Genomic DNA, 25,311 nt, shown 5'->3' with positions numbered 1-25,311 from the left:
TTTAGAGAGCTCAAGACCCGAGATTCGGTGTCCTGGCTCCTAGGTTCGTCGAACCGCTTTCGTTTTGAGGGAAACGAGTACCAAAGCGCTCTGGACTAACGGGCTTCACCGCTGGGCTTTGGTGTGCTCGGTCGAAGACCACCTTCCCCGCTAGAGAAGCCGTAATTCAGAAGGCTTTGGCGATGTAGTCTAGCCTCAAGTCGCTCAAATTGGCGTGCTAGTCCCTCAAAATTAGGCGCGCATCACGGCCGAAAACCGCCAGCATGCCTCTGTAACGACGCTGCCGGTTGTCGGATCTTCGACGTGCCGCTTTCAATCGGACTTGGCTCTGATTCTATAGCACCGACCTGGCCGCGGCTGGTTCGAGGCACGCTCGATGAAGTGCACGCGGCGCGCTGACCACACACCTATTCGGATTTTTGCGAAGGAAGGGTGCCGGTGCGAAGTGCTGCGAGCAGCGAACCGTCGTCGGCGAACAGATCCCAGATCATGATTCCGGCGAGTGCGCGCGCACGCGCGTACATCGCCTTGCGTGCGATGGAGAGCGGATCGTCGTAGCTGATCCATATGCGCCGCTCGGCGTCATAGAGCCAAGGCACCTGGGCTTCGTCGCTCCAATACCGGCGAAAGCCCTGCTCGACCGGCAGCCGGGCCACGAGATCCCGATAGTCGATACCATCGCTGCCTCCCCACTCTGCGCTGGCTGTCGTTCCCTTCTGGAAGAGCCCATTGTTCTCAGGCGGGACGTCAGCAACGGCCCGGCCATAGAAGGCCACCCCGAGCGTCACCTTGGCGGGCGCCACCCCGGCCCGGATCAAGGCGTTCACGCTCGCATCGACATTGAGATCGGGACTTGGATCGCCGACGCAAGCGAACAGTGGAGCATTGAAGCCGGCAACGGCCGAGCCCGCGTGATAGTCATAGGCCATCAGATTGATCCGGTCGACCAGCCGGGCCAGAGCGGCCGCCTCCAGATTGACGATCTTGTCGGGGACGGCTGACACGGCAATGGTAAGCTCCAGCTCCCGGCGCTCCAATGCCGAGAACTCAGACAGTCTTCGGCGGAGCTCCGCAATCAGGAGCGTGAAATTGCTCCGGTCTTCAGGGCGCTCGAGATTCCCTGGACGCCCTCCCGAGACGGGAAACTCCCAGTCGACATCCACGCCATCGAACAGACCCGGATACGCCCGAAAGAACCCGTCGATGACGGATTGCGCGAACCGCGCGCGGGAAATCGGCGTGGCAGCGGCGCCCGAGAAATATTTCGATCCGGTCCAACCGCCCAACGAAATCAGGATCCGAAGCCGAGGATTGATCCGCTTCAGTTCGGCGAGTTGGGCAAAATTGCCGCCGAACGGACTGGGGGGCGCAGCTCCGTCGCAGGCTCCTGCGTCGAGGCAACGATCCGCAAGTTCGGCCAGTCCTTCTGCCGAGATGACACCGAACGCGTACATCAAGTGGGTCAGCTCGCGAACCGGGATCGTCCGGATGCTTGCGCCGCCCGTCCGGACCTTCCATGGGGCGACGTAGCCGGCGATCACGGGACGCCAAGCCGGCGCGGCTCGCCCCCGCTGCATCAGCGCGTATCCGCACAGGGTGGAAAACCCGCCTGCGGCGAATGTTCGACGATTAACCACCACTGCTCACGACCTTTGGCTCTCCGCCGGCCTGCCGCATCGTCCCAACCGACGACATCTTGATCGCCTCAACGATATCGCCGCCGTCACAACCGCATCCATGAGCCGCACACTAACCGACCCCGGCGAACAGCTAGCCGATCGGCGAAGAACTCAGGAAGTGTCGTCCTTACCCTTGTCCTTTTGACGGAGCAAGTCACGATAGCCGCCCCGCATGAAACGCAGCCCCATCTTGACCAAGCGAATGGTTCGGCTGCGTAGATCGTGCGTTTTCCACGCTCGATCGGGAACGCGAAGCGCGCCAAACAGGCCTTGCGCGATTTGGCGATAGCTATTTCCTTCCAACCACCCATCCAGTGCACGTAGAGAAAGGATGTGCCGGTGCCGGGTCGCAATCGATTGCGCGAGAGGGGGCGATCCAATCGGGCGTTGTTCGAGCGCTCGCCAAAATCGATGTGCTGCCTGCAAACGGATGTCGAAGTTGCGGTCGAGTGGCAGATCGACCGCCACCAATGAGCCGCTCGATGGGATTTCTCTTAGCCAAAGGCGATGCTTCGCTCCTCCGAGCGGCACGATGGCATGCCATCCATCTGGTGCCTCGCGAAAGTTGCTGCCCGCCAGATTGACGAGATCAAGCTCATACGGTCCGGACGTTGTCGAGCCGATCGCCGCGCTAACGGCTAGCACGGTCGATAGCACCTCTGGGGCCCAGAAAATGGCTTGTTTGTCGAACGTCGATTGTGGATCAGCCGGGAAACGTCAGCCCCCACTTCCTTCGCAAGTGATCCGTCGCGCTGGATGTTTTGCTGCTGAGGAGCGCCCTAAAGTCCTCGTGATATTCGCAGTCGCGGCGAAGCCATTCCCAGGCGATGTCGACAGTTTCTGCTTTCTTGACCTCGTGATACGCACTCTCTGATTTCCAATCGGCACCTGGCATAGTACTATTTTCCCCGCATTTCCGAATGCAAATGCAAGGAAACTGCAGCCTTGTGACGATTTCTGGTTGCGGTCATGCAACTATTCCATGTTCGATGCGCTCGTGCGATGGAACGATCAACTTTTGCGATTGAATGAAGCCATGTGCGCCTCAGATGGCGTCACACCCAACTTTACACACCTCGGCGCAGGGGATCGCGATGGCCCGCCATGCCGCCTCGACGCTCAATGGTTCTGGATGAGCCATAGGTCGAATCCTGTCCCGCCGAATACAAGGAAGTGAGACCCCACAGGACAATCGGACATTGGGCGCCAATGGTCTTTGGTCCAAGCGCTTCGATCAACCGTCCAGGCCCAGTTGAGCCGAGAGACTCGCAGCCGACAGGCGCAGAACTTTGGTTCGCGACAGTTCAAACTTCCGGTCTCGTTGCAGCCCGCACCGCCCAGCATCTTGGGCGAGCCAAGAGACCAGATAAGCCTGTGCGAAGGGGATCGCCGCGGCTCCAGCGAAGATGGGTGCCATTGTCCTGACAAACGAAGACGGACCGCCCTGACGGAGAAACCGGCTCGGACCGGCAGGTGACGCAGCAGCTCATCCCGCATGAAGCGCGCAGCTCGCCGACTTCTCCCGAAGACATGCCCAGCCAAGGCGTTCAGCTACATGCCGAAGCGCTCGGGGAGCTTCACGCTGTTCGTTCAGGACGGGCGAGTGTGTCCCTGAAAGAATGGATTGCCACATCATACTGGTCAAACGGTCCATAAAGGCAGCGCGCTCGCCATCGGCGTGGGATAGCGCGACATTCGGTGTTGCTGTTTGAGCAACATCAGCCCGACGATATGTGTTCCGCCACTGCGCCTCCCGCCCACTCGGCGGCTCGGACCGCTTCGGCCGCACGCTGGGTTGCGGTGGCCAGCTCTAGGGTGGCTTGTTCGTGATACGATTGCAGCGCCCGGAGCAAACCCTCCAAAGCGAGCCGCCCGCTTTCCAGTTTCCAGCCGAGTTGGCGAGCGAGATCATCAAGCGCATCGTAGGCAGCGACCACCGCCAAAGAGTCGGCCGCGGTCGGCGCAATCCCAGCCACGGCCGGCCTAAGGCGACCAACGAGCCAATCGAGTGCTCTGCCCCGAGCACCTTTCTGCTTCAACGGCGGAAATAGCCTCTCCCAATGCGCCTCCACCATGGAGCGCAAGACGCCGAAGCCAACAGCAAGACCCTCATACCCCTCGACCCGAAACAAACCATAGGTCATCCAAGAGGCGACCAGAATGTCTTTTGACTGCTCCGCCAAGATATTAAGCGACAGCCTACTGACTTTGCTCCAATCGACCGCAGTCGGTCCGCAGGCATCCATCCGGCGAACCTCGGCCTCGATCCATTTGAATTCGGCTGCTTCACGAACATCGATGCCGGCAGGTACAGGACCCGGCACGGGCGCAGCGCCACGGCGCGAGCGCGCATCGATGTTGTCGCGAACCACAATCCAATAGTCAATCATGCCGACACTACCACATGCGCATCGCGAGGCCTTGCGTCATTGGAACGGCCAATTTCGTCCTCATCCTAGACGATCCGCTGAGAGCGATGCTCTTGCAACCACTGTCGCTCCTCGGGCAAGCGCTGCTACTTACAAGCCTCAATCAAACCTTATGCCAATCGCATTGCTTGGTTTGTAAACGCTATTTGCTCGATCGGATGTGTCATGGGAGCGACAGAACGTTGCATAGCTGACATCAGAGCCCTCAGGTCGGCTCAATCATTAGCCCGCTGGCGCCTCAAGTTCAGACACCCCCTCGTGCGTCCCCGAACGTTAATGAGGATCGCGGAATGCCGGTAAATTAGCCGGTGCGCGCACGGGTGGTCTCAAGAACCGCAGGCGCACTGAAAGATCCGCAGCTTTCGCCAGAAACGATTGATCATCTCGTGATGGTCTGGCCTTAGCCGGAGTTCCTGCGCCTCTACAGCGAGCCTCCACAGTTTGAGATCTAGTCAACTACCAACCCGCGCAATTGATCTAGATGACAGACACATGTCACGTTCGCCGACGATCGCCGGCCGGCCAAGTGCACGAGGGATAGGTATGCAAGATCAATCACCATCTGTCCTCGCCAACGGCTCCGTTCAATCGGGTGATTCGTCACTTGCCGAAATGCTGCGCGCTCAGGTCTGCTGCAGCCGCGAACTTTCGTTCCTCATGGAAGCGCATGACGGGCTCTCCGCCGCGATCGCCAAGCGCGCAGGTTTCACCGGCCTCTGGGCATCGGGCCTGTCGATAGCCTCCTCTTTGGGCTACCGGGACGCGAGTGAAGGATCGTGGAGTCAGCTCGTCGAAGTCGTAGAGCGGATCGTGGATTCGAGCCAACTGCCGGTTCTCGTCGACGGGGACGGTGGGTTCGGCAACTTTAACAACGCTCGCCTGCTGGCGCGCAAACTGCACCAGCGGGGCGCTGCCGGGGTCGCGCTGGAAGACAGCGCTTTTCCGAAGACGAACTCGTTCGTTGGTGATCGGCATCCGCTCGCCGACATCGACGAATTCTCTGGCCGCCTGCGTGCGGTGAAGGATACAGTCGCGGAAGACTTCGTCCTTGTGGCCCGGATAGAAGCGCTGATCGGTGGTCACGGGATGGACGAAGCGATTTCGCGCGCCGGCGCTTACGCCGATGCGGGAGCCGACGCGATCCTCATTCATTCGCGAAAGAGCGCCGCGGACGAGGTGTTTGCCTTCATGCGCGCCTGGCAGAACAGGCTGCCGGTGGTGATTGTTCCAACAAAATACTATCGAACGCCAGTCTCCGCTTATCGCAAAGCCCGGTTTTCCACGGTGATCTGGGCAAACCATTCCATGCGAGCTTCTGTAGCGGCAATGCGGCAGGTCTGCGGTCGTATCTTCGCCGAGGAGAGCCCTGCGAGCATTGAGCCCAATATTGCGACGCTCGACGAGCTCTTCGAACTGCTAGAGTACAACGAGCTCGCCCACGCGGAAGCACGATATCTGCCTCAGCCCCTTGATCCAAGACAATAGATTTTCATCCGCGCAGCAGCCCTGCTCGTTCGCGACGAACCGTCATCCTGCACGTCTTCGCTTGCAGCCAGGTTGGACTGCAACCTTAACCGACTCACGTCATACCGGAGATATCCTCAAATGGCGAGACAGCTCTCACGCGGCCCAAAGCCTTGCCGTCTCGCGGCGCGGCATGTTGATGGCAGATAGCGAAGAACAGCGAGGACCATTCGTCTGCTTTGACGCGCAGGCTCAATTTTGGCTGGCTGCCGCAGACTTTATGCCACTGCGAATGCGACCGCCTGAGGCACGCGTCGGCGTTTTCAGCGCCTGGGAACGGCAGATCGCAATGCGCGCTGCAACGAAAGGGACAAATGGCAACCCGTGCTCCCAAGACCGCCATCATTCTCGCCGCCGGCCGTGGCTCCCGCCTGCGTCCTCTGACAGATCTGCGGCCGAAGCCGCTGGTCGAAGTCAACGGCACTGCGATCCTTCACAACGCTCTGCGCAATCTGCAATCCGTCGGCGTACAAGAAGTAACCGTCGTCGTGGGTTACCGGAAAGATGCCATTCAATATGCCTGCGGCAGCCGTTTTGGCGAGCTCGAAATCAAGTATATCGAATCGACGGTGTTCGATCGTACCGGAAGCGCTTATTCCCTCTGGCTGGCGCGCGACACACTTCTGTCCGGGGATTGTTTTCTTCTCGAAGGCGACGTGTTCTTCGAAGAGGATACGTTACGTCACCTCGTGGACAGCCAAGCAACCGACGTGGCCGCAGTCGCTCCCTTCAACGAATTGATGGAAGGTTCGGCAGTTTTGTTGTCGGATGCCGGCCTGATCACTTGTTTCCGCATGAAGCAGACCGCAGCAAACCTCGTCGCGGGTGGCCCAAGGCTCTTCAAGACAATGAACCTGCTACGATTTTCAGCGACGACGCTGAGGACAACGATCGTTCCAGCGCTGAACGATATCATCGGGTCCGGAGCCACGCAGGCCTACATCGAAGAGCTTCTTGCCTATCTCGTGGAACGGCGCGGCCTACAACTCACAGCGGCGCGCTGCGACGATCTCAGGTGGTACGAAATCGACAGCATCGAAGACCTGCGCGTCGCGGAGCGCATTTTTGTATAGACGAACGCCCCCAGTGCGCCACATAAACTGGAAAATGACGTGAATATCCAATGCTACGGTACCTGGCTGCGGCGACGCCCGCTTTCGTTTATCTTCAAATCGCGCCGTCCCAAATTCCTGTGGCAACGATCAAGCATATCATGCAGGCCCAGCAGGCGCATGGTTCAAGTCGCGATCAACCACCGAGAATTGTAGTTGATCTAGATGCCAGAAGAATGTTCACCTGCCGTTGATGAACCGTCGGGCCAGACAAGTGCAGATGCAAGAAGTTCGCATGCAAGATCCACCACAACCTGTTCTCGCCAACGGCCCTGATCGATGCTCCATTTCCTCAGTTTCAGCAATGACGCGCGCTGGGATCTGCTCCACCCCCGACCTGTCCTTCCTGATAGAAGCACACCGTACGTTCTCCGGCGAGATCGTCGAGCGCGCTCGGGTTGAAAATCACGATGTTGCCGGCGCCGATGAACTTTTCAGCTTCATCGGCTGCGATGAGCTTGCCCACGAGGTATCGAAACAGATCGCCTAACGGCGGTCACGCGCTTCGGATCAGCTTCACAAGCTCGATAACCAGCTCAGAAGGAGCGCACATGTTGGCACAGCGGATTTCTTTGCTTTCGGGTTCGGGCACCGCCGCCGCCCGCGAGGCAGCCCAGGAAGCTGCCGCGGCCGGTCGTCAAATCATCGATCTGGCGGCGGGCGAAGTCATCACCGAGCCACCATCATCCGTGCGCGAAGGAGCGATTGCCGCCATCAAGGCCGGTACAAACCGCTATACCGATTCCATCGGGCTGTCACCGCTTCGCGCAGCCGTCGCCGAAAAGCTGTCGGCGGAAACAGGCGTCGGCTGGAATACCGAGGACATCGCAATCACTGCGGGCGCAAAGCAAGGACTCCTCGACGCCGCGCTGGCCGTGCTCGATCCGGGCGACGAAGTTATCATCATTCGCCCCTGTTGGCCGACATTCCCGTCCCAAGTCGTTCTCGCCGGCGCAAGGCCGGTATTCGTTGATGCTTGCCCGCCGACATATATTCCGGATATCGGCACTATCCGCGCCGCAGTCGCGCCGCGCACCAAAGCGATTATCGTCAATTCGCCGAACAATCCTACCGGTGCCGTTTATGATCGAACAATTCTCCAGGCTATCGGCGATCTCGCAATTAACTACAAATTGTGGATCATTTCCGACGAATGCTACTCGAGCTTTGTATTCACCGGTTCCCGCCATGAGTCGATTGTCATGGCGCATCCGGGCGTACGTTCGCGGACGATCCTCGTGAACGCGTTTTCCAAGGAGCTGGCGATCACCGGTTGGCGCCTGGGTTATTTCGCGGCCCCCCGGGAGATCATTTCCGCGGCCAAAAAACTGCAGACCCATACCACCTCGAACGCCAATGTGATCGCTCAGCACGCGATCCTGCACCACCTCAGGGTCGCAGACGGCAGGTTTGAACGACAGCTGCATCAGCGCCTGTCCGCGGCCCGCAATGCAGGCCTTCGCATCCTGGCGGGTCTGCAGGGCGTGAGTCCGCCGGCTGCAGATGGCACATTCTTCTTCTATCTCGATCTGAGTAGGCTTGTCTCCGCCCTGCCGGCTGGATTTCCCATCCGATCCACCGATGATATCGCACGATTGCTCCTGAACGAAGCCGGTGTGGGATCCGTTGCTGGCAGCACGTTTGGCGACGTGAACGGCCTTCGCCTCTCCTTCGGCGCTCCACCAGACTTGTTGGAGTCAGGACTGAAACGCGTCGTCGAGACTCTGACCAGCCTGAAGACCAGGACAGCCGCGGCCTGAAGCTTCACCAGACAGAGGTATTGAAATGCTCAATGGTACAAGGGCCGTTATCCTTGCGGTGGGATCAGCTTTGAGATCGGCCCCCTACCCAGGATACGTTCCTGGATCATTTAGGGAGCCGGACAGGCTTCCGATGCTGCACCGGCTTTGCGTACCGAACGCGCAAAGCAACCTTCGTCGTGAGCTACCGGCAACGAAACATCAGACGGTCCGGCGCTCACCTGTTCCGGGATCTGGATGCCGACTATGTCCACAATCCCTTTATCGATCGGAGCGGCAGCTCCTGTTCACAACGGCTCGCCCGAAACATAATGCTTGCGGGCAACATTCTCGAAAGCAACGTGTTGTTCGAGCGCGATATTCTCGGAAGGACACTTCGAACCGTCTCATCTACCAAGCAGAGCGTCGCTGTTGCGGCGTTCAGCCCATAGATCAGCGCTTCGGCGGTCGATCTGGCTCGCGACGGATCTGTCTTCGTTCTACGTCGAGCGCTTCCCCGCGCTCCGCCTCGAGTTTGGCCAGCCATCGTAACCGATGCTGCGATATTCCATGGTTCGAGATCGATCGTGAAGATGATCTGCCCTTGGCGCTTGATGCTGTCGCACTGCCAATGTGCTGCGCCGCTCCCACGGTCAGCTTGATTTCGCTGGCAGCAGGACCCCGACGATGATCGGGTATTTGCGAGACTATGCAAACGCCATTACGGCCTTCGGCTATCTATTTGCCGTCATCGGCCTCTTCCTGATCCTCAATGGCAAGATAGAGCTTGGCGTTGCGGCAATGCTCTGGACTTGGTTTCTTGATCATTGGGACGGGCATGTTGCTCGCAAGACCATCCATCTTCGCCGCCCAGTCGTGGCGAACTTCGGAAAGAGCTTTGATGGCTTTGGCGACCTTATCCACGGCGTCGTCCTCCCCGCTACGATCATTATCCTTATTGGCAAAGGCACGGCACTGTCGCTCGTCGCGAGCTTGGTTCTGGTATTGGCGGGCGCAATCAGGCTCAGCTATTTCGAGAATATCGGGCTCACCGAGGATGCGAAGTTTACCGGTATTCCGGTTTCATACAACACACCGTTAGCTGCTGTCCTGCTGCTCGCCCGCCCGTTGTTGCCGGATAATAGCTTTCCGACGATTATTGCTGCAGCCTTCATCATCCTCGCGCCGTTGCATGTGACAACGGCAATCCGCGTCCCGGCCATTCGGGGAGCCGGGGTTCCGATCGCGACCGGCTTTGCCATAGCCGGCTCTATCGCATTGGCCTTGGCTTCGGGGATAGGTCATCTTTAGCAACTATCCCAAACCCGCCTAACAGGATGGTACAATGAGTGGGCTATCAAAGGTTGCGAACAGCGGCGCATCATCCTCAGTTACTTCTGCGATCTCTATAGATTTTGCACGAAATTTTCCGCCGCCTAGCCCACTTATCGGAGACCGACTTGCCCTCGCTTTTGACGAGCTGGAGGGTATCGATATTGCCGGAGCTATTCGGTTTCCCCGCTTTACCGGCACGGCGCGAGATCGAGCCGCCGCAGCAGGTTGGGTTGCAAGACGCCTTGGGGGCGCTCCTGATCCGGATCGGATCGTTATATCCAACGGCACGCAGAGCACCCTGCTGATGCTCTTGGCCTCGTTTGTTCAGCCCGGCAACATCCTACTGACGGAGGAGCTAACATACGCGGCGATGAAGCCAATCAGCTCACTGCTCGGCATAAAGCTCGTTCCAATCAAGATGGATGACGAAGGTATCATTCCGGACGCGCTCGGCGACGCCTGCATCAGACTTCGCAGTGAGGCACGGGCTCTCTACTGCATGCCGACGCTCCACAACCCCACCGCCGCAACCATGTCGGCTGAACGTCGCGCCGCGGTCGCTGAAGTAGCCAGGCGGAACAACCTTTGGATATTCGAAGACGACATCTATGGAGTTTTGCCTGAGACTGCTCCGCCACCGCTCCAAACATTCGCGCCCGAACGCACATGGTACATCCTTGGGCTTAGCAAATCGTTGGCTGCGCAATTGCGCATCGCATACACCGTCGCCCCAAGCGAGACAATAGCACGCGAAGTGTTCTGGCCTGGCGTTAAGACAACCAACTGGATGGTCGCCCCGCTGATTGCTGAGATTGCGACGCTGTGGATCGAGCAGGATACCGCTGAAGCGATCCTGGAATCGGTTCGCGCGGATACAAACGCCCGGCAAGAAATCCTCCAGAGTTCGCTTGCTTCCTGGGCGATAAGCGTCCCTCCCTTCTGCTACCATGTTTGGCTTGATTTGCCTCCAGGGTGCTCCGCCAAGGATTTCGAACATGCGGCGCGAACGAAAGGTGTATTGATTGCGCCGGGCGGCTCTTTCTCACCAACTTCCGACGAAAGTGCTGCCCGGTTTCGAATTGGAATCGGCGTGCCCTCTGATCATCAGACGTTACGGACAGGATTGGATATTCTGAACGACACTCGCAACGAAGTTGCGCCGAGTTACACAAAAGCGAGGAAGGGCTGATGGCGGATTCCCGGCTTCACTGCGCGGCGGACTCTCTCCACAGCACGGGACACATTTCCCGGGTGCCTGGTTTTCTGCTCGCCGACCAAACACTTCACATCGGGACCGTGAAGGAAGCCGATTGTTACGAGCTACGAAAAATAGGACTTCAACCGGCCGAGGCAAAGGCTGTACCGGCCTATGCGTATGCAAAAGAGCAATTCCATTTGGCCGCATTTGTCGGATTCAGGCTCGTATCGGTGGCAACTTTCCTACTGGAGGACCAGTCGGACGATGGCGCCTATTCCGCAATCGGCTTTTCGTGGCGCCTGAGGGGAATGGCAACTCATCCTCGGCATCGCAATTGCGGCTACGCGGCCGCCGTGCTTGAGCACGGAGCTAGACTCCTTCGGCGTCGACAGGCGTCAGTTCTCTGGGCCAACGGACGCAGCTCGGCGATCAGATTCTATCTTAACCACGGCTTTGCCCGTATTAGCGATGAGCGACTCATGCCGGGAGTTCAGCCCCATTTTCGCATTGAACGGCGACTGTAACCGTCGTCGCTGTCTTGGCTCAGCCTAACAACTAACGTGAAGGTATTCATGGCATCTTCGGCAATTTCAACTCTCGGGGACTTTACCAACTCCGCCTCTTATTACGGCGACCGACCGCGATACGATGCATGCGTCATGGATATTCTATCGTTGCTGATCCGAAATTCCTTTCCGAATCCGGCGGTCGCCGATGTTGGCGCAGGCACAGGTCTCCTGACGCGCGAACTCGCGGCGCGGGCATTCGTTGGCGCCGCGATCGAGCCCAATGACACGATGCGCGAAGAAGGGAGACGGCACTTCGAGCCCGATTTCCCTTTCCGGTGGCTCAAGGGCAGCGGCGAGGCGACCGGTCTCGCCGACCAAAGTACGGACTGGCTCCTGATGGGGAATGCGTTCCACTGGACAGAAACGGAAGCTGCTCTCCGAGAATTCAGGCGCGTATTAAGACCGGGCGGCTATTTCACGCCGATCTGGGTGATGCTCGACACCGATTGCGACACGGCGGTCCAGGCTATTGATCGACTTTTAGCCGAAGCGGTCCCCTCCTTCTCGCGCCATTCGGACGTGGTTCTCGAATTTATCCAATGCCTCGGCACAGCCACGAGCGACTTCTTTGATCATCGCATCTTTCTGGACTCTCATCATTCGGAAGTTATGTCCAAAGACCGATATCTAAATATGTGGCGATCAAGGAACGATCTCCAGAGTGCACTGAACGCACAGGAGTGGGACGCTGTTATCAAACGGATCGGTGGTCTCTTGGCAGAAGAGTCGGTTGTATTGAAGTTGCGTACTTACGCTTGGATTCTTGGACAAGAGGCGCCCAACGAAAGAGCATGATTTCGAGCGTCTCCGCCAGGCACGATGGATTTGCGATTTTTTTGCAAGCAACGGGATATTGGAATGAGCGGCAAGAACGAAGCCACGACGGACATACCAAATGTAAGGCTAATTGGCGTCGACTTCGACCGAGAAGGCAAGAGTCACGGGTACATCGGAATTCAGCATTCCACCACCCGCTCATGCTATTATTGGTTGCCGGTACCTATCACATGCATAAAGAATCGTTCCGGTCCAACCGTACTTCTGATCTCAGGCATTCATGGCGACGAGTATGAAGGTCAGTTAGCTCTCTCCAAGCTCGCTGCGGACCTTCAGCCGGTCGATGTTACCGGGCGCGTTCTTATTGTTCCGATGGCCAATTTTCCCGCGGCAAAGGCCGGCACGAGAACTTCACCGATTGACGGCGGAGATTTGAACAGGCTCTTTCCAGGTGAGGCGAATGGCAGCGTTACCCAACAAATCGCTGCCTACATCGAACACGCATTAATGGCCATTGCCGATTTCGTGATCGATCTCCATTCCGGCGGTTCGTCAATCATGCACGTGGCCGCTGCCATCGTGGTTGCCGAAGGAGATGCTCTTCGCTTTCAGCGGCAGATGGCGCTGGCCCAGGCGTTTGGGGCGCCATACACGATCGTTTATGCTTCACGATCTCAACCACATTTTGGGAAAATCGCGCTAGCTGCGAGCGCACGCCAGGGAGCGATAGCGATAGGTGCCGAGCTCGGGGGGGCCGGATCGGTGACCTCCCATTCCCTCGCTTTAACAGAGCAAGGATTAGTTCGGGTTCTGCACAAGGTCGGCGTTCTAGCTAAGATCAGTGATGCTTCGTCGCCGATGAAAACGCGCGTTCTCTCATCTGACCGGCCAGACACCATGATTTGGGCAATGGAAGCGGGCCTCTTCGAACCCGCTGTGATCGTGGGCAATGAAGTTCGACGCGGAGATCTAGCCGGAAGGATACATGTTGTTGACAGTCCCGGCCGCTCGTCGAGCGAATATCGTTTCGACGAGGACGGTGTTGTCACCGTTGCACGATTCATGACGCAAGTGGAGCGCGGCGATTGTCTCTATCGGATCGCGTTCGGGGCTGAACACGCGCCGGGATTCGTATGAATGATATCCCGCGCTACCCCCCCCACCAGCGTGATCAAAGTACGAACCTTGATGTCAGGTAATGCGACGTTCCGCTCCAAGACGTAAGGTGATCGAATCCATTCACTTTGCACGAGATTTGCCGTGTCTGGCCATATATGATCGAGAGCAAACCGAGGGTTGTCGGGCAATTTTAACCCTGTCGCTCTGTCAATGGTTTCCTAATAGAAACTGCGCCGTCAGCTGAGAAGAAAAGTGCGTAAACGTCCGAGGATATTCAACACGTCGTGGGCCGAATTTACCGGCGAGGGCCAAAACTATGACCGTTCCCAGCCCAGCTATCCATCTGACGTCGCAAAATTGATATCGCTGCACATTCAACGCTTAAGGCTCGCTGGAAGTATCGCGGATGTCGGGAGCGGAACTGGTATCTTCACTCGGGTCTTGGCGAAAGAGGTCAAGGGCACGGTTCCGATAATCGGGGTCGAGCCCAATCTCGACATGATTCAGGTGGCAATGGAGGCCATGCCACCTGATCTGCAGGTGAGCTTTCGAAATGCTCCCGCGGAACAATTGCCTTTCCCGCGGGCCTCGTTATCAGCAATTGTATCCGCTACGGCGGCGCATAGATTCGATCGAAAGAAATTCTTCGGGGAGGTCGTGCGAACAGTTCAGCCCGGCGGTATGCTGGCGCTCGTTCACAATCGACATCGATACTGGGATAGCGAAGCACTAACTGAGTTTCACCGTTATATCGAGAGTTGTGTCCCGGAATATCGCCGCGGCACCTTTACCAACAAGGACGGAGGTTACTCCAACGTCCACTTTCGATCCGAGCTGCTGGAAGATCATCGTTTTTCGGATGTAAGAGTACAGTCGTGGGAATGGGACTTTGAGACAAACCTGGAGAACTTCCTCATCGCGGGGCTTTCAACAAGCATTGTTCAGCGGTCTGCCGATGTAGTCGGCCGCAGCAAGGTGGTCGAGTTTCTACGCGATCTTTTTCGCCGTTACTCCATCGACGGCTCATTGGAGCAGCCGTATGTGACCGAGGTAACTTACGCAATGGTGTCCGCACGCTAGTTGGTCGTCCGTTAGGAAGCCCATCTGAATGCCGGCGCGAGGGCGAATGCTCGGCATAGGGCGAGCAGGATGAGGCGCAACAGAGGCTTCAGCCAGGCGAGGACGAGGCGGAGTGTGGCCGACGGCGGAGAGGACGACGTTGGCCGCATCGCCCTCGCGGCCCTTGAGGTGACAGCGGCCGAGGCGTCAGTCAGTCTTCAGGTGTCCGATCACGGGCTCAATGGCTGAGCGGCGCCTGAGCTCGCGTTTGATCACCCCGAAGACGTCACGCTTCTGACCGGAGATAAAGACGCGGCGCGGGTTTTCCGTTTTGTGGCCGCGATAGCCCTTGTCGACATAGTCGGCGCTCTATCAGCCGGTGACCATTTCGGTACGGTTGATGACGTCGCCGAGCGTGTGGCCGTCATACGGATTGCCCGGCAGCGCCTTGGCATGCAGCACGAACTGGCCGCCCGGGGGCCGGCCGTTGGTAGTGACGATCGAGGCTTTGACGCCGAACTCGTAAGGCGCTGAGGCCTTGCCCTCGGTTGGGCGGTGCGAGCAACGGGTGTTGGCGCGGAGCCTTCGTCGTAGCTCAGCGCCAAGTCCCATCGCAAATGGTGATGGCTCAGAGCTTGGTTGTTGCCTTGAGCAGCTCTTGCCTGTTCTGGTGATCGGCTGCGATCGCATCCTTGCGTCTGCGGCTTTCGGCAACGATCTCGTTGTAGAATTCAACGGCGTCAGGATCAAAATCCCAGCGCGGACGTGGCTCGGCGATGAAGTTTTGATACTTGTCGGTTCCGCGTACTAGTGTTGCGCTGTCCCTAAAGCCACTCGTCTGGCTGACGTGCGCAGCGACGTATCTAATGGTGATCCCCAGGCGGCGCGTGTCGGAGAAATTCGGCTTTGAGCCATGAATGAGCATGGTATGGTGAAGAGATACCTGGCCGGGACGAAGCTCCAAATCGACAGCCTGATCTTCATCGACATCGACCTCGACATCCTGCCCTCGGCTCAATAAATTGTTTTTATTGTCGGTGTCTCTATGCGGCAGTTGGCCCTTGTGATGGCTGCCGGGAATCACTCTCATGCATCCGTTCTCGCGGTTGCTGGGCGTCAATGCCACCCAGGCCGTCACAACGCTTGGCTCGGAAAGACCCCAATATGTCCCATCTTGATGCCACGTTACAAAGCTCGGATCGTGAGGCTTCTTGTCAAAGTGTCCGGTCGCCCAGGCCATGATATCTGGCCCAAGCACGTCCTCGATTGCATCCAAAATGTTCGAATTCCTCATTAGATCGTTGAGCCACAGCATCAGCAGATGCGGCTTGATCTTGGACCGCACCCAAAGGTCAGGCTCTCGATTTTCGAGATCCTCCATGCGCGCGAGAAATTCAGCAGCCTCTTCGACTGAAAGAGCATCAAGTGGGCAAACGAACCCTTCTGAACGATACTGTTCAACCTGGGCTTCACTCAACATTTTCGGCATTTTTCTCTCCTTGATAGCCAGTCGACGTTTTGACTTGAACGAAGAAAGCGTTTGGGACGGTACTGGCATTGGCAAGACCTTGCCCGCTACAAAGGATCACCACATCGCCAGGTTGCTTGAGTTCGCCGGAGTACCGCGGCTGACCGGACAGTTCTTGGATGGTCCATAGCGCCGAAGCGCGAACATTCCGGCCTCCAAACACGAAAGCGGAAGGTCAATTGGCCCAACCACCCGAAAGGTAGCAGGCGCTGTCCACATGGACGCGGCGCAGCGTCTGCGTGTAGGCGTCAAGACTCGCGTCAAAGACGTCTTCGCGAATTGAAGGGCCATCTTTGGATGATGGCGCGATCAGCTCACGGAGTACCCGCCCGGTCATGCTCTGCGGCACGGCCACGCCGAGCAGCTGGAGGATCGTCGGGGCAAGGTCGCAAATTCCCGACGGCACCGATGAGAGGCACGCTGCCGCGGGAAAGAGCGAGCCGGCGATGATGCCCAAGGCGGCGAGTTCCTTGGAGTGCAGCCCTCCATGAAGGCCGAGGCCGGCGCGGCGGTCGTTGTCGTAAAACGTGCCGCCGACCAGGCCGAATGGATCGAGGCTGTCGTCGGCGCGAAAGGAAAAGGCGACGTCCGGCGCGCGACCATGATCCGCTAAGACGAGGCGATTTGAAAGGCTCCCCGGGGCGATGCCGTTGATCTCGTCCTTGGCGCGCGTAAACACTGGCCCGCACCATGGCTGGGAGGTAATGGTCGCGACCAACCGGGCAATCTTCGCCTCATCCGGATCGGCAAGATAGAGCGCGCCGACCTGGCCCGGCACGACTACGACGTCCACCTCGGAAGCGGGCGCGACGCCCGGCTTGAAGCCCGCCGCACGCAGGCCATCGGCCACCGAAATGCGCGTATGGCCAGTGATGTGGCCGTGGTCCGAGATGGCGATGATCTGCACTCCGGCCTGCCGGCCCTCGACCTCCCACCAGTCGAGCACGCGACCAAACTGGCGATCGCAATGGCTAATGATGGACCGAGTGGCCTCAGCTCCCGTACCGTAAAAGTGAGAGGTGACGTCCGGCTCGCCATAGGAAAGGATGGTGACATCGGGCCGATATCTCGGCCAGATAACGTCGAGGAAGGCCGAAGTGATCCAGTCTTGTCCGATACTGTCCGGCTCCGTCTTGGGGGGGACCGGCGTCAATGGACTGATACGTGCTTCAATCTCGGCAAGGACATCGTCCGGCGTACAAGCCTCGCGGAAGTGACCGGAGAGGCGAATGTGACCAAAATCGTCGGCCTTGTGGTGGAACAACCGCGTCGTACCCGCGGTATTGGTGGCGAGCACGGCGAGGCTGCGCCCGTGAGCGGCCAATATCTCGCCCAGCGAGGGAACCGAATAGAGCCTGCCTCCGCTTGCCAGATCAAGATTGCGAAGGAGAGTGGCGTCCGCCGTGTCGATGTAACGCGGCGGTACGACCTCGCGGTCGACATACTTGTTGCCAACCATGCCGTGGCGGCCCGGCACGGCGCCGGTGACGAGGCTAGGAAATGCCGAGCGCGTCTCACTTGGATACACTGTTCGGTGATTTCCGAGCGTGATGCCTGCATTTGCCAAACGCGCCAGGTTCGGCGTTAGCTCCGAACTGACAAGATCCGGTCGCAGTCCGTCGAAACTCACGACTAGAAAATGTCGCATAAACTGAGGCAACGGCTACTCCTGCTCTATTTTCACTGCTTCGCTCGGTGGGCGCGATACTTCGGATCTTCCAGTTCAGGACACCAGCCAGGCGTTCCATCACGAAGACAGACTGGGCTCCAACACACGTCGATACGCATCTCGCACCACCTCTAGGCCCCGCGAAAGCTGATCACGCGTTAGAACGGTGCCCAACCCTATTCTGAGCGCCTCCGGAGGAAGGCGATCCCCAACAACGAATGCATCGCCGATACCCACGATGACATTCCTGCTTTGCGCCAGTCTCGCTATTTCAAAGCGCGCCCCGGATTTTGCCATTCTGACCCAGAGATTCAGCGCACCGGGATGGGTCGCAACCGGAATCCCGTGCAGGATTTCTTCCGCGAGTTGATGCCGGCACCCCATCTCGAGACGGACAGCATCGACGACTTCGTTGGCATGCCCCGAGAGGACAAGGTTAGCAGTCACCTCCGCGTTCAATGGTGCAGCCATCCAGTATGTTGACTTGACACCGGGCCAGAATGCACGGCCTGCGGCCGCGCCGTTGGGTGCCACGACATAAGCCACCTTCAGCCCTGGCGATAATGACTTCGCCGTCCCAAGAATATACCAAGAGATTTCCGGAGCGAGTGTCGCATATGGAGGTGGCGCGTCCACTGGAAGCATGCTGTAGATATCGTCTTCAATGAACTGAACGTTATTCAAGCGCGCGATGTCGGCAACTGCTCTCCGGCGATCAAGCGTTGTTGTCGCCGTCGTTGGATTATGCAATGTCGGCAAGGTGTAAAATGCACTCGGCCTCTCTCGCCTGCAGACATCCAAAAAGCTGTCGGGCACCAGCCCGTCGTCGTCGATGCGCACTGGACAAAGCCTGATGCCGAGTCGTGCGGCTATCGGTTTGATCGCCGGATAAGTTAGTTCCTCCACAGCTATCACGCCGCCTCGACCGGCAATGCTGTCGAACAACCGGTCAATCGCGCTCTGGGTCCCATTCGTAACAACAATCCTGTCGACGTCCGGAGCAGAGCCAAGTCGCAGTGAGACAAACACCGAGCCCGCCCTGCGGTCTGTCTCAGTCCCCATGAATCGATGGGAACCGACCAGGGTGCTAAGTTGCTCCTCCGTCATGACTTTCGAAAGGGCGCATCTGTATCGTTGTTCAAAAATACCGGCGACGATCGGCGGCAGATTGCCACTGAGATTTAGTGAGCCGTCAGACAATGTCGGGTCGGTCTGGCGGATGACTTCCCGCGCTCCCCTTACGTCGCTCATGCCTCATTCTCCCACCGCTTCGGTGTGCCACTTCTCGAAACGCATCAGAACAATCCCGCGGTCATTCGTCGACATCCTGGTTGACGTCTCACTTCTCTTTCTTGCCGGCTGCATGAGCCATTGTCCTCTCGTGTCCGCTCCGCGATCCCTTGAATCCCCAACAACGCCGATGAGCATCCCTTATGAGCACGTCATGGGCCCGCTTGTTGGCAGCCCGAGTTCGCGACGAATGATGTCGGCGCCTTTGACGAGCGACCGAATCTTCCCGAAAGCGACCTCGCGCGGTAGATGCCACATCCCGCAATCGGAACTCGGATGAAGCCTCTCCGGAGGCACGACCTTCAGCGCGTCTCGGATCCTCGACGCAATATGTTCCGGCGTTTCAATATTGGTTGTCCCGAGATCAAGCAGTCCAAGAACGACATGTTTATCGCCGCAATGGCGGAGCAACTCCGGCTGATGGCGTGGCTGCTCATATTCGATGCTCATCGCTGTCAGAGATTTAACGCTTGCAAGTAGTTCTAACAGCTCGGGATAAGTCGGGCTTGGCGCCTTGCTCTCCTTCGAATACGCGTAGCCATAGCAAACATGCACCGTTGTTGGCCTGGTCAGGCCTTCGATCATCCGTTCGATTGGAGCGACACCAAGTCGCTTTGATCGGCTGAAGCGAGAATGCATCACGGGATCATCAATATGCAGCACCGCGGCACCGGCTTGTTCGAGAGCCAGCAATTCTTTGTTAAGAGCGGCCGCGACGGCCATCGCAAGCTCGAGCTCGTCATGGTAATATTCATCAGCCAATCGATCGACCACGGTAAATGGGCCGACGATTTGCGTCTTGAGCGGCCGGCTGGTCTGGCGCTTCGCAAATTCGAGCTCTTTCACTGTGATTGGCTTAAGCCATTCGATGGGACCGACCACTCGAGGAAGACCGTCATCATCCTCTCTCGACCATTCGCCCTTTTTCTTGAACTTGACCGTGCCGATTTCCGACGGAGGAACGACGATATTGGCCGGCCGCGCAATGTTCAGCCCGCCCAGCCTTGAAATGAAGTGCCTGTCCCAGGCTGACCGCCAAGGCTCGCCATCCGTCAACAGATCGATGCCAGCTTTTTCTTGATCATAGATGGATAGGCGCGCAACGTCTGCTTGCGCTCTTTCCAACAGATCAGGCTCTATCAGCCAGGCGCGACCGCCCAGACGATAGATTTCATTGTGCTTGATCAGCCAACTGGGTTTTGTGTAGCTTCCAACAAGCTGCGTGGTAAGCGGGTGAAGCATTCTCGCGGTCCTCTGCATGAACTACAGTACAGTCCTGTGTGCCATTGGATTGCTACTCGGGGCGCACAGCATCTTTCGCGGTGCAGCGTCGTGCGCTCCGTCTATGGGATACAACTGATAGGCTACGGATAAACTGCGCTTTGAGATTTACTTTAGAAGCGCCTCGACATCCTTCGTCATAGCCGCAAGAGCAACGTCGGGCTTCGATTTGAGCGTGACGACGGCCCGCAGCTGCTCTCGAATCGTGTCGCTAATCTTGACGGAGTTTGGCCCAGGGAATGCGGTCCAGGTTGTGACGATCGGAAGCTGCTTCAGGCTCGTCAGGTAGAGCGGGTTCTTGCTGTAGAACTTCCCTAACAGGCCCGGATCACTTGCTGGAAGATCGTTGCTCGGCATCATCCCTGTTTGTTCAACCACCAATGTTTGTGCGACCGGTCCGGTCGCAAACTTGATGTACTCCCATGCCGCCGCTTGTTTCTTGGGATCTTTCGTCGTCAGCATGTAGATTCCACCGCCCACTGGTATCCTTGCATCGCTCGCCGTACGCGGCAGGGGAGCGGTTCCGATGGAGAATTTGTTCGCCGAGGCTTTCAGAAGATTGCCCAGCTGGGAACTGGAACCGACGTAGATACCAAGAATGCCAGCGGCAAACGATTGTCTCGCCTGCTCACGGGGCATGTCGAGCATGCCCGACTGGCCAATCTGGCTCAAAGTCGTCAGCGCGCTCAACCCTTCGGCATTGTTGAAGCCAATCTTTCCTTCTGAGGTCACGAGTTGCCCGCCTCGAAGATTGAGCAACGCCTGGAAAGTCCAGTTACCATCCGCCTGGTAGTCAAAGAACATTCCGACCCGCTGGCCGCCAAGGGCGCTGATTCTCTTCGCGACCTGCAAAATGTCTTGCCAGTCGGACGGAAATTCGCTCGAGTTATCGGAGACCGAACGAACGAGATCGGCATTGTAAAATATGATTGGCGCTGAGATGCGGAACGGCAGCCCCCAGGTTCTGCCCTGGTATGTCCCAAGACTGGTGAGCGCCGGGCTGTAGCCCATCGACGACCAGCCCTTTTCTTGTTTGATCAATGAATCCAAGGGCTGCGCCAAACCACGATCTACGATCTGGCCGAAAAGATTGAAGGCATGTTCGGCAACGTCAGGCCCATTACCCGAGGCACTGTCAAGAACTGTTCGCTGCAGCTGATCCCCCCAAGCTTCTACCGGTGAAGCCAGAACCACTGCAATATCCGGGTGCAGCTGACTGAAGCGCCGAGCGATTTCCTCCTGTATCGGTTTCATATAGGAGCTCACGTAAGAGACGTGAATAGTGACGCGGTCCTGCGAATAGGCCGGCGAGCCGGCGAATATCCAGGCTGCGACGTAGAGCGCTGCACATATAAGGTCTTTCATCTTCATAGAGCTTTCCATTCGAAAGAGCATCGATATCTGGCTTGTATCGCTGGTCTCAGCTGTCCCACTGTCGGCTACGCTAGCTATTTCACAGCTCCTCCGGTCATTCCTTCGACAAACCATTTCTGAGCGGCAAGGAAGGAGATGACGAGAGGCAGCACGACGAGAGTCGATGCGGCCATGAGGGGGCCGTAGTCATTGCCCGCCTCCTCGTTCTTGAAGACCATGATGCCAAGCGGCGGCGGCATCAGTGATTGATCGCGCACCGCGATCAGTGGCCAGAAGAGATCGTTCCAGTGGCCGACCACGGAGAAGATCGAGAAGGCGATGAGCGCCGGCAGCGCCATCGGCAGCATGATCTTCCAGACGATGGCGAGTTCAGAAAGACCGTCGAGGCGTGCGGCGTGCACCACATCATCGGGAATAGTCTTGAAGAATTGACGGAATAGGAAGATCCCGAACGGCGAGACGACATAGGGGAAGATGAGTGCCGCATAGGTGTTGAGGATGCCGAGCTGGTAGCTCAGGATGAAGAGTGGCAGCGAAAGCACTTGGTGCGGCAGCAGCAGGCCGATGAGGACCAGGCCGAAGAGCAGGTCGCGGCCGGGGCAACGGAGCTTGGCGAGCACGTAGGCGCACGGCGCGCAGACGAGGATCTGGAGCGCCAGGATGATCGCGCAGACGATGAAGCCATTGCCCATGTAGCGCAGGAGCGGCGCTTCCGTCAGCGCCTTGGTGTAGTTCTCAATTCCGTAGAACCGGGCGGGCCAGAAGGAGAAGGACGCACGGAAAATCTCGCTTGGCGGCTTGATCGACAGCGACACCATCCACACAAAGGGGGCGAGGACAAGCGCGCCGGTAAAGAGCAGCACGGCGTGGCGAAGAATGGCGGTCGGCAGCGACAGGCGATTCGCGGACGTGCTCATTGATAATGTACCCTCCTGCCCATAATCCTCGCCTGGACAAGGGTGAGCGTCACAACGATGGCGAGAAAGACGACCGCAACCGCGGCACCATATCCGGTGCGCAAATACTCGAAGCTCTCCCGGTATAATGTGTAGAGCAGCATTTCGGAGGCGTGGCCGGGGCCGCCTTGGGTAAGTACTTTCACGGTATCGAACGTCTCGAACGCCCTCACCGCCACGACGATGACGACGAACATCGAAACGGGCCCCAACATCGGGAGCGTGACAGTACGCAGCCGGTCAAGCCAAAGGTCCGCGCCATCGACATCGGCAGCGTCGTAGAGATCCTGCGGGATGCCCTTCAAGCCTGCCGAGAACAGTACCATGGCATAGCCGAGGTTCTGCCAGATGCCGATGACGGCCAGCACCGGCAGGGCCGTATTCTCGTCTCGTAGCCAGTTGGCCGTCGGCAGGTCGATAGCGGCGAGCGCTTGGTTGACGAAGCCGATCGTGGGATGCAGCAACGCCTCCCAAGCGATCGCCATCGCGGCGAGTGTCGCCATGAACGGCAAAAAATGGATGGCGCGGTAAAAGGAGCGGCAGGACTTTGAACTCTCGATCAGCACCGCGATCAGAAGACCGAGGATGACGGTCCCCGGCACGACGATCAGAACGTAGACGACGGAATTGAGAAGCGACGTCCTGAAGCCCGCATCGACGAAGACCTCGCGAAAGTTGGCGAGGCCGACGAAGGAAAGGGAACGTACTCCGAACTGCCAGTCACTGAGCGCGATGACGAAGACCCCGATCACAGGCAGGAAGTACAGGACGAGCAAAAAGAAGATTGCCGGCCCGGCGAGCGCCCAGGACGCCAGCGCTTCTGCGACGGCCCGCCCACGGACGGGTGGCATGGCGGGGGCTCCGAACGTTCGACCGTCACCGGTCGCGGAGCGCTCGACGGAGCCGCGGGAAAGAGAAAGAGGTTGGCTCACCGGGCGATTTCCCGGATCGGTGTGACCGCGGCTCGGCCGGATTCCACTTCGCGGCGCAAACGCCGCCCATCACGGGTAAAGAGCAGCACGCGTTCGGCCCTGACACCGACATGCAAAGTCTGGCCGACGGCGATATGAGGCGCCCGCTCCGCCAACAGCCGCGCGGTCACCGGATGATCGATGCCTGCCAAATCGAGATGCACGAAGAGATCGGAGCCCATGTGTTCGATCAAGCGAACCGAGCCGGTCAGCGCGCCCGGTCCGCCGTGGTCGGCAAAATGAAAAGCCTCCGGGCGAATGCCAAGGGTGAGATGCGCGCCGGCGAGGGCATCGGCCTCGATCGCAAGCGCCGACCCGGCCACGTCGACCAAGCCGCGTTCGCGTACCACCCCGTCCAGCATATTGATCTTGGGCGAACCGATGAATTCCGCGACGCGGCGCTCGTCGGGATCGGCATAGATGTCCTGCGGCGCAGCGACCTGCAACACCTTTCCGTCGACCATGACCGCCACCCGGTCCGACAGTGTCATGGCCTCGGCCTGGTCGTGGGTAACATAGACGAACGTGCCCCCTAGCCGCTGATGCAGCTCCTTGATCTCGGCGCGCATCTGCACACGCAACTTGGCGTCGAGGTTCGACAGCGGCTCGTCCATCAGGAAAACGGCCGGACGGCGCACCATCGCTCGACCGACGGCCACGCGCTGGCGCTGGCCACCGGAGAGCTGTCCCGGTTTGCGCGCCAGCAAGTGGCCGATGCCGAGGGACTTGGCCGTACGGGTGACTTCCACGTCGATCTCGGCAGCGATCCGCGCCGTTCCTGGCAGCAGGCGACCGACGAGAGGAAGCCTCTGGAAGGCCGAGAGCCAGCGCATCCGGAGCGGCAGCGCCATGTTGGAGGCAACCGTCATATGAGGATAAAGGGCGTAGGACTGAAACACCATCGCCACGTCCCGCCGCTTCGGCCTGAGTCCGTCCACGGTCCGCTTGCCGATCAAGACTGAACCTGCGTCCTGCACCTCAAGCCCGGCCAGGATCCGCAACAATGTCGACTTCCCGCATCCTGATGGCCCAAGCAGCGTAAGAAATTCACCATCCGCTATCGACAGCGAAACACCATGCAGGACAGGCGTCGGGCCGTAATTCTTTCGGATGCCGTCAACCAATACGGATGCCATTGCCGTTACTTCCACGCGTCATGAGACTTTTGCGGAGCACGGCAATGAGATCGCCTATCTCATTTCGACTTGCCCGCCGATACGCAAGAACTTCAAGACGCCCATTGCTACGGCAGAATGACATCCATCGAATAGTTCGATGCCAGCTTCGAAAGATACGATGACGAAGAGGAGTGATGTCGAACGGAGAGGCGCGCTGCGCAATGCAAAGCGCGCTTTCATGGAGATCGCCAGCAACCCGAGCGTTCCACGCGCAGCGAGGAACCTTGGCATGACCCAGCGCTCCATCAAAGCATCTCTCTGTCCTGGAAAGCTACCTCAGCTCGAGGCTCGTCGGGCGGCGCGCCCGACGCAAACGAATGACGGACCTCTATCGGCACTTCGCCCATGCGTCGCCGAGCCTGGGCACGATCTTGTTCACCGCGAAGGTTTGAGGGAGCGCGACGAGCCGGAGCCGAACCGCTTCCTCGTAAGCACCTCGCTCAGAAGCCAGGCGCTGCTCGTTTCCAATCGACCAGATGACGTGTGCCGCGGTCGAGGTGATCAGATTATTATTCATGCTCTCG

General features: G+C 58.4%; 24 protein-coding genes and 1 pseudogene. 9 read left to right on the top strand and 16 right to left on the bottom strand.

Going from position 1 to position 25,311, the window contains the following annotated elements:
• Nucleotides 1-407 precede the first annotated feature (407 nt).
• The 4 genes from XH93_RS10420 to XH93_RS10410 all read right to left on the bottom strand — a co-directional run bounded on the left by XH93_RS10420 (nt 408) and on the right by XH93_RS10410 (nt 4,069).
• The gene (locus XH93_RS10420; protein ID WP_194473409.1) at nt 408-1,637 is read right to left on the bottom strand and encodes a glycoside hydrolase family 18 protein; all 1,230 of its coding nucleotides are present in this window, start codon (nt 1,635-1,637) and stop codon (nt 408-410) included.
• Between the two features lie 153 nt (nt 1,638-1,790).
• Nucleotides 1,791-2,324 (bottom strand): DUF2285 domain-containing protein, encoded by a 534-nt coding sequence (locus tag XH93_RS10415; RefSeq protein WP_246799557.1) that lies wholly within the window; start codon nt 2,322-2,324, stop codon nt 1,791-1,793.
• A gap of 58 nt (nt 2,325-2,382) precedes the next feature.
• Nucleotides 2,383-2,574 carry a transcriptional regulator domain-containing protein gene (locus XH93_RS43055; protein ID WP_371814969.1) on the bottom strand — a complete coding sequence of 64 codons (192 nt, stop codon included), beginning with the start codon at nt 2,572-2,574 and terminating at the stop codon, nt 2,383-2,385.
• Between the two features lie 823 nt (nt 2,575-3,397).
• Entirely contained in the window at nt 3,398-4,069 is a 672-nt protein-coding gene (locus XH93_RS10410) for a type VI secretion system ImpA family N-terminal domain-containing protein (protein ID WP_194473408.1), read from the bottom strand.
• Between the two features lie 651 nt (nt 4,070-4,720).
• Here XH93_RS10410 and aepX point away from each other — a divergent pair.
• Both aepX and XH93_RS10400 read left to right on the top strand, forming a co-directional pair.
• Nucleotides 4,721-5,593 carry a phosphoenolpyruvate mutase gene (gene aepX, locus XH93_RS10405; RefSeq protein ID WP_194475087.1) on the top strand — a complete coding sequence of 291 codons (873 nt, stop codon included), beginning with the start codon at nt 4,721-4,723 and terminating at the stop codon, nt 5,591-5,593.
• 353 nt (nt 5,594-5,946) lie between these two features.
• Nucleotides 5,947-6,705, top strand: a complete 759-nt coding sequence (locus XH93_RS10400; RefSeq protein ID WP_194473407.1) for a phosphocholine cytidylyltransferase family protein — start codon at nt 5,947-5,949, stop codon at nt 6,703-6,705.
• A gap of 337 nt (nt 6,706-7,042) precedes the next feature.
• Here the strand turns inward: XH93_RS10400 and XH93_RS10395 are convergent, their stop codons facing one another.
• On the bottom strand, nt 7,043-7,210 hold the full coding sequence (locus XH93_RS10395) for a hypothetical protein (RefSeq protein WP_194473406.1): 168 nt from the start codon (nt 7,208-7,210) through the stop codon (nt 7,043-7,045).
• Nucleotides 7,211-7,295: 85 nt separating this feature from the next.
• Between XH93_RS10395 and XH93_RS10390 the strand changes: the two genes are divergently transcribed.
• The 7 genes from XH93_RS10390 (at nt 7,296) to XH93_RS10360 (ending at nt 14,561) form a co-directional block, all read left to right on the top strand.
• Complete coding sequence (locus tag XH93_RS10390) at nt 7,296-8,504, top strand: pyridoxal phosphate-dependent aminotransferase (RefSeq protein ID WP_194473405.1); 1,209 nt, start codon at nt 7,296-7,298, stop codon at nt 8,502-8,504.
• 666 nt (nt 8,505-9,170) lie between these two features.
• A complete protein-coding gene (locus XH93_RS10385; protein ID WP_194473404.1) occupies nt 9,171-9,794 on the top strand; it encodes a CDP-alcohol phosphatidyltransferase family protein in 624 nt (207 codons plus the stop codon).
• A gap of 34 nt (nt 9,795-9,828) precedes the next feature.
• A complete protein-coding gene (locus XH93_RS10380; RefSeq protein WP_194473403.1) occupies nt 9,829-11,007 on the top strand; it encodes a PLP-dependent aminotransferase family protein in 1,179 nt (392 codons plus the stop codon).
• Nucleotides 11,007-11,540, top strand: coding sequence for a GNAT family N-acetyltransferase (locus XH93_RS43050; RefSeq protein WP_194473402.1), 534 nt, complete (start codon nt 11,007-11,009; stop codon nt 11,538-11,540). The genes XH93_RS10380 and XH93_RS43050 overlap by 1 nt, the downstream gene beginning before the upstream one ends.
• Nucleotides 11,541-11,675: 135 nt before the next feature.
• The gene (locus XH93_RS10370; RefSeq protein WP_194473401.1) at nt 11,676-12,380 is read left to right on the top strand and encodes a class I SAM-dependent methyltransferase; all 705 of its coding nucleotides are present in this window, start codon (nt 11,676-11,678) and stop codon (nt 12,378-12,380) included.
• Between the two features lie 63 nt (nt 12,381-12,443).
• Nucleotides 12,444-13,499 (top strand): succinylglutamate desuccinylase/aspartoacylase family protein, encoded by a 1,056-nt coding sequence (locus tag XH93_RS10365; RefSeq protein ID WP_194473400.1) that lies wholly within the window; start codon nt 12,444-12,446, stop codon nt 13,497-13,499.
• 234 nt (nt 13,500-13,733) lie between these two features.
• A complete protein-coding gene (locus XH93_RS10360; RefSeq protein ID WP_194473399.1) occupies nt 13,734-14,561 on the top strand; it encodes a class I SAM-dependent methyltransferase in 828 nt (275 codons plus the stop codon).
• A gap of 11 nt (nt 14,562-14,572) precedes the next feature.
• On the opposite strand, the pseudogene XH93_RS10355 reads toward XH93_RS10360, so the two are convergent.
• The 11 genes and pseudogenes from XH93_RS10355 to XH93_RS10305 form a co-directional block, all read right to left on the bottom strand.
• A pseudogene (locus XH93_RS10355) lies at nt 14,573-15,086 on the bottom strand (IS5/IS1182 family transposase); the annotation flags it as partial.
• An 82-nt stretch (nt 15,087-15,168) separates the two neighbouring features.
• On the bottom strand, nt 15,169-16,029 hold the full coding sequence (locus tag XH93_RS10350; RefSeq protein ID WP_194473398.1) for a phytanoyl-CoA dioxygenase family protein: 861 nt from the start codon (nt 16,027-16,029) through the stop codon (nt 15,169-15,171).
• A gap of 214 nt (nt 16,030-16,243) precedes the next feature.
• Nucleotides 16,244-17,728 carry an alkaline phosphatase family protein gene (locus tag XH93_RS10345; protein ID WP_246799556.1) on the bottom strand — a complete coding sequence of 495 codons (1,485 nt, stop codon included), beginning with the start codon at nt 17,726-17,728 and terminating at the stop codon, nt 16,244-16,246.
• A gap of 87 nt (nt 17,729-17,815) precedes the next feature.
• On the bottom strand, nt 17,816-18,988 hold the full coding sequence (locus XH93_RS10340; RefSeq protein WP_194473397.1) for a PLP-dependent aminotransferase family protein: 1,173 nt from the start codon (nt 18,986-18,988) through the stop codon (nt 17,816-17,818).
• 180 nt (nt 18,989-19,168) lie between these two features.
• A complete protein-coding gene (locus XH93_RS10335) occupies nt 19,169-20,269 on the bottom strand; it encodes a hypothetical protein (RefSeq protein ID WP_194473396.1) in 1,101 nt (366 codons plus the stop codon).
• A gap of 147 nt (nt 20,270-20,416) precedes the next feature.
• Nucleotides 20,417-21,679, bottom strand: a complete 1,263-nt coding sequence (locus XH93_RS10330) for an extracellular solute-binding protein (protein WP_194473395.1) — start codon at nt 21,677-21,679, stop codon at nt 20,417-20,419.
• A 77-nt stretch (nt 21,680-21,756) separates the two neighbouring features.
• The gene (locus XH93_RS10325; RefSeq protein WP_194473394.1) at nt 21,757-22,599 is read right to left on the bottom strand and encodes a carbohydrate ABC transporter permease; all 843 of its coding nucleotides are present in this window, start codon (nt 22,597-22,599) and stop codon (nt 21,757-21,759) included.
• Nucleotides 22,596-23,489, bottom strand: a complete 894-nt coding sequence (locus XH93_RS10320) for a carbohydrate ABC transporter permease (protein ID WP_194475085.1) — start codon at nt 23,487-23,489, stop codon at nt 22,596-22,598. Before XH93_RS10320 ends, XH93_RS10325 begins: the two co-directional genes overlap by 4 nt.
• Nucleotides 23,490-23,566: 77 nt before the next feature.
• Nucleotides 23,567-24,745 carry an ABC transporter ATP-binding protein gene (locus XH93_RS10315; RefSeq protein ID WP_194473393.1) on the bottom strand — a complete coding sequence of 393 codons (1,179 nt, stop codon included), beginning with the start codon at nt 24,743-24,745 and terminating at the stop codon, nt 23,567-23,569.
• 54 nt (nt 24,746-24,799) lie between these two features.
• Complete coding sequence (locus tag XH93_RS10310; RefSeq protein WP_194473392.1) at nt 24,800-25,033, bottom strand: hypothetical protein; 234 nt, start codon at nt 25,031-25,033, stop codon at nt 24,800-24,802.
• Between the two features lie 82 nt (nt 25,034-25,115).
• Nucleotides 25,116-25,304 carry a hypothetical protein gene (locus XH93_RS10305; RefSeq protein ID WP_194473391.1) on the bottom strand — a complete coding sequence of 63 codons (189 nt, stop codon included), beginning with the start codon at nt 25,302-25,304 and terminating at the stop codon, nt 25,116-25,118.
• Between the last annotated feature and the right edge of the window lie 7 nt (nt 25,305-25,311).

The organism is Bradyrhizobium sp. CCBAU 51753 (assembly GCF_015291565.1).
Taxonomy (GTDB): Bacteria; Pseudomonadota; Alphaproteobacteria; order Rhizobiales; family Xanthobacteraceae; genus Bradyrhizobium; species Bradyrhizobium ivorense.
Note: the sequence above shows the minus strand (reverse complement) of the source record. Positions and strands in the feature narration are given on the sequence as shown.